At 41.1% G+C, this 4670-nt stretch carries 9 protein-coding genes; all 9 read left to right on the top strand.

Annotated elements, in window-relative coordinates; all coding sequences use genetic code 11:
* Positions 1 to 150: 150 nt before the first annotated feature.
* The 9 genes from M0Q51_16985 to M0Q51_17025 all read left to right on the top strand — a co-directional run bounded on the left by M0Q51_16985 (position 151) and on the right by M0Q51_17025 (position 4391).
* Entirely contained in the window at positions 151 to 645 is a 495-nt protein-coding gene (locus M0Q51_16985; GenBank protein MCK9401666.1) for a UpxY family transcription antiterminator, read from the top strand.
* A gap of 100 nt (positions 646 to 745) precedes the next feature.
* Positions 746 to 1189, top strand: coding sequence for a hypothetical protein (locus M0Q51_16990; GenBank protein ID MCK9401667.1), 444 nt, complete (start codon positions 746 to 748; stop codon positions 1187 to 1189).
* A gap of 148 nt (positions 1190 to 1337) precedes the next feature.
* A complete protein-coding gene (locus tag M0Q51_16995; protein ID MCK9401668.1) occupies positions 1338 to 1550 on the top strand; it encodes a type II toxin-antitoxin system HicB family antitoxin in 213 nt (70 codons plus the stop codon).
* Positions 1550 to 1663 carry a type II toxin-antitoxin system HicA family toxin gene (locus M0Q51_17000; protein ID MCK9401669.1) on the top strand — a complete coding sequence of 38 codons (114 nt, stop codon included), beginning with the start codon at positions 1550 to 1552 and terminating at the stop codon, positions 1661 to 1663. Before M0Q51_16995 ends, M0Q51_17000 begins: the two co-directional genes overlap by 1 nt.
* A gap of 83 nt (positions 1664 to 1746) precedes the next feature.
* Positions 1747 to 1953: a hypothetical protein gene (locus M0Q51_17005; protein ID MCK9401670.1), complete on the top strand. Its 207-nt coding sequence runs from the start codon at positions 1747 to 1749 to the stop codon at positions 1951 to 1953.
* Positions 1944 to 2213, top strand: a complete 270-nt coding sequence (locus M0Q51_17010) for a hypothetical protein (GenBank protein ID MCK9401671.1) — start codon at positions 1944 to 1946, stop codon at positions 2211 to 2213. The genes M0Q51_17005 and M0Q51_17010 overlap by 10 nt, the downstream gene beginning before the upstream one ends.
* Positions 2214 to 2350: 137 nt before the next feature.
* Positions 2351 to 2725 carry a four helix bundle protein gene (locus M0Q51_17015; GenBank protein ID MCK9401672.1) on the top strand — a complete coding sequence of 125 codons (375 nt, stop codon included), beginning with the start codon at positions 2351 to 2353 and terminating at the stop codon, positions 2723 to 2725.
* Between the two features lie 125 nt (positions 2726 to 2850).
* Entirely contained in the window at positions 2851 to 4059 is a 1209-nt protein-coding gene (locus tag M0Q51_17020) for a putative DNA binding domain-containing protein (GenBank protein MCK9401673.1), read from the top strand.
* Positions 4060 to 4121: 62 nt separating this feature from the next.
* Entirely contained in the window at positions 4122 to 4391 is a 270-nt protein-coding gene (locus tag M0Q51_17025; protein ID MCK9401674.1) for a four helix bundle protein, read from the top strand.
* Positions 4392 to 4670: the final 279 nt, after the last annotated feature.

The raw sequence follows: 4670 nt of genomic DNA on the forward strand, positions 1-4670 counted from the left end.
AAAGATAAAAAGAAAAATCATACAAATTACATTAAGTTATTGACAATCAATTGTTTATAACTATGAAAAACAAACATGTTTTAAAATATTGTAAATTCGTCTCCCCGACTTTTCGGAGGGGACTCAACTTTGAACTTTGAACTTTGAACTTTGAACTGGTACGCCGTATATACATTGCCCAGGGCTGAGAAAAAAGCCCACACTGAGCTTATCAGACAAGGCATCGACGCCTATTTGCCACTATTGCGTACCCTGAAGCAGTGGTCCGACCGGAAAAAATGGGTCGAAGAGCCGTTGTTCCGTTCCTATATCTTTGTGAATATCCCTCAAAGCCGGTATTTCGATGTGCTCAACACTACAGGTGTAGCGCGTTATATTACTTTCGAAGGAAAAGCTGTTCCCATCCCTCCCCAACAAATCGAAGCCGTCAGATTCTTCCTTTCGTCCGACGATCCACTGCCTGAAAATATGGAACAATACCTCCCCGGACAGTCGGTTGAAGTGATCAAAGGTCCGTTAAAAGGCCTTTTCGGGGAATTGTTTCAGTTAGCCGGCAAGCAAAAAGTTAAAGTTGAAATCTCCACCGTTGGGCAATCCATTTTCGTGACAATCCCAATAACACACTTGAGAATCCTTTTTAAATAGAACGCGGATCTCCGCGAATGCGGCGGATTTTCACGGATAACTTAACCGCGTTAATTCGTATTATTCGCGTAATTCGCGTTCTCATTTACGCAACCTGGAATTGGAATTCGGTGAATCCACTAACGCTATCCGTCTCGAATTGAACAAGTTTGAGCTGGCAGGATTGTTGAAATCGGAAGTGAAAGGGAATAAGAAAGTCTTCCGTGCCAACACCGGTCATCCGTTGTTTAACGACATCCACAACATCCTGCTCAAAACCATCGGGTTTGACCAGATCATCGACCGTATCGTCACCAAACTGGGAAATGTTGAGGAAGTTTACGTGACCGGGGATTTCGCACGGGGGATTGATAACCAGATCATCGACCTGATTTTTGTCGGTAATGAAATTAACCGCGAATTTCTCCTGAAACTCATCGGAAAGACTGAAGAGCTGATCAACCGGAGGATCCGCTATGTCATTTTCCCGACAGAAGAGTTCGTCAATTACCGGAAGAAACTCAGCAACACCGCCGCGCTGATACTCTGGAGGCGCGAGGAGTGAGGTGGAGCAGTGGAATGGTGAAAAGGTGAAACAGTGAAACAGCGATATTCCAACACACCTTTTCACCATTTCACCTTTTCACCATTCCACCGTTCCACCGTATCACTAATTTTCATTATCTTTAAATTCAAATATAACGATCCCTGAGATGAAAACAATCAAATATATTATTTACAAAGAAGGCAAATATTATGTTTCACAGTGCCTGAATGTTGAAATATCAAGTTTTGGGAGTACAATTGATGAAGCAGCATCAAATCTGAAAGAAGCGCTTGATTTATACTTTGAAGATGAGCCGGCACGCAGGAATTATCGAAAAATTGAAGATACGCTGATCGGAGAATTAAATATCCGGTTCTGATGACGAAATTACCTTCCTCCATCATCCCGGCACCCAGAAAAGAAATACCTGTCGGAACCCTAAAATCGATCAGCAGACAATCCGGCATTCCATTCCAGGAGTTTATCGATTAAATCTATCACCCAGTCACCAGTCACCGTTTCACCGTTTCAAACTTTGCATTTTTTGAGTATCTTTGTCAAAATGTCATAACTCAATGGAAACTATTCTAATCACATCAAAAAATAAATCCGATATTGATCTGTTACGAAAACTGGTTGAGAAAATGGGGCTTTCATTTATTTCTCTCAATGATGAGGAAAGAGAAGACATTGCTATGTTGCGGGCTTTACTTGAAGCGGACCGGACTCAGAAAGTTTCAAAATCTACTATCTTGAAGAAAATTGAAGAAAAATGCAAATAGAATTCCTTCGTGCATTTTATAAGGATTTGGATAAGTTAGAAAACAAGAAAGTTGCCCAAAAATTAGGTGTTATTATTTCAATGGTTGAAAGTTCCGATTCCCTTGACAATATTCCGAACATTAAAAAACTAAAAGGGCATCCGACAGCGTATCGGATCAGGATACAAAACTATCGGGTCGGAATATTTCAGGAAGGGGATACAGTTGAGTTTGCCAGGATTCTGCCCAGAAAAGACATTTATAAGTATTTTCCAAAATAATTGGTGAAAATTTGTTCCCTTTTGGCAAAAAGCGCATGAACTGCTAAAATCTGTTTCACAATATCACCATTTCACCTCTGGAAAGTGGAACGGTGGAATAGTGGAAAGGTGATACAGTGAAACGGTGAAAAGGTGAGATGGAAAAATTGAAAAGTTACAGGGAGTTGGAGGTTTGGAAGGTTTCGATGGAATTTGTTACGGAGATTTATCAGATCACATCAAAGTTCCCTTCTTCGGAACTTTACGGGCTTTCAGCACAGATCAGGAGATGTGCCGTTTCGATTCCGTCAAACATCGCGGAAGGGGCAGGAAGAAAAAATACCAGGGAGTTTATTCAATTCCTCTATGTGTCAAACGGCTCTTTATCAGAATTGGAAACCCAACTTGAAATTGCCTTCAGATTGAGATACATTACTGATCCTGAACCCTGTAACAACCGGATCATGCACGTCAGAAAAATGCTGGTCAACCTGATACGAGCGCTAAACCAAAAACTCAACAGCACAGGATAGTGGAACAGTGGAACAGTGAAATAGTGGAACAGCGATTTCACCTTTTCACCATTTCACCTTTTCACCGTTTCCGTTTCACCGTTCCACCGTTTCACGGGTAGAACGATAATTGATACTAACTACAAATGACCGAATCTCAAAACATTGAGTATAAGACCACTTGGCGCGATGAATACCTTAAGTGGATTTGCGGCTTTGCCAATGCTAATGGAGGCAAATTGCTGATTGGATTTGACGATAAGGGGCGAGTGGTGGGTGTTGGCGATCATGGCGTGTTTTACTATCGCAGCGGTAGCACCAAACAGGAACTCAAGGGGGCGGCTCTTCATGATTTTTTACTCAGGAAGATGGGTAGGACCTGGGATGGAATTAGTCCGGAAAGCGCAACAATTACAGAGATAGATACTTTTACCGTTCATCTTTTTGTGCGTAAAGCACTTGCTGGTAACAGGATTTCGCCAGATGTGAATCCTGGCGATATTGAAGGTACTCTACAGAACCTAAACCTACTTAACGAAAACAAACTGCCAAAGAATGCAGCGCTACTTGTATTTGGCAAGAATCCTTTAAAACACTTTACGACAGCGTACTTCAAAATTGGAAGGTTCGGAGAAGCCGATCATGATCTGCTTTTTCAGGATGTGGTGGAGGGGAACATACTCACCATGGCCGATAGGGTGATTGAAATTCTGAGGTCTAAATACCTGGTGTCTCCTATTCGTTATCAAGGGCTACAGCGCATTGAAGAGTTAGAGTATCCCGAAGAGGCTTTGCGCGAAGCGATACTCAACGCCATTGTGCATAAGGATTATACAGGTGCACCCATCCAAATGAGTGTGTACAACGACAAGTTAATACTCTGGAATCCAGGTAGGTTACCTGAGGATATCACCGTTGAAATTTTAAAGCAGAAACATCCATCTCGCCCTGCTAATAGAAATATTGCCGAGTTGTTTTTCAAAGCCGGATACATTGAGGTTTGGGGTCGGGGAATTGCGAAAATACTAAACGCCTGTAAACAAGCTAGATTACCAGAACCTATCATGGAGGTGTATGCTGGAGGAATTCAGATAACCTTTCTTAAAAACAGGAATGTCACCAATGATGTCGTAGATAATGTCGTAGATAATGTCGTAGATAATGTCGTAGATAACAGGTTAGACAAAATTCTTAACCTTATAGCTGAAAATGATCAAATTTCAGCAGCGCAAATCGCCAAACTATTGAATATCACAAGCAGAACGGTGCAAAGAGAAATTGAAAAACTCAAGAAACTAAACAAATTAAAACGAGCTGGATCAGAGAAAACCGGTCATTGGGAAATAATGAAATGAAATATAGAAACGCTTAAACTCTGGAATGGTGGAACGGTGAAAAGGTGAAAAGGTGATAGGGTATGGAAAAGTTAGCAAACCAGATCAGACGATGTGCTGTGTCTATTCCCTCAAACCTTGCTGAAGGTTCTGGCAGGAAAAACACCAGGGAGTTTATACAATTCCTTTACATTTCTAATGGCTCATTATCGGAACTTGAAACACAAATGGAAATTGCTTTTCGGTTGGGTTACTTCACAGACCTTGAAAACTATACTGAAAAAATAAAATACATAAGAAAAATGCTGGTCAACCTGATACGAGCGCTAAACCAAAAACTCAACAACACATGACAGTGGAACAGCGATTTCACCTTTTCACCATTTCACCTTTTCACCGTTTCACCTTTTCACCCAGTCCCCCAGTCCCCCAGTCCCCCAGTCACCTCTGGAAAGTGTAACGGTGGAACAGTGACATGGTGACATGGTAACTAGGTAACTGAGTAACTAGGTGACTAAGGAATTAAAAATAAGAATAATGAAAACCCATAAAGATCTTGAAGTATGGAAAAACAGTATTAAACTTATAACCAATATTTATTCGACTACGAGAAATTTTCCAAAAGAAGAATT

Source organism: Bacteroidales bacterium (assembly GCA_023229505.1).
In the GTDB taxonomy this organism is placed as follows: Bacteria; Bacteroidota; Bacteroidia; order Bacteroidales; family JAGOPY01; genus JAGOPY01.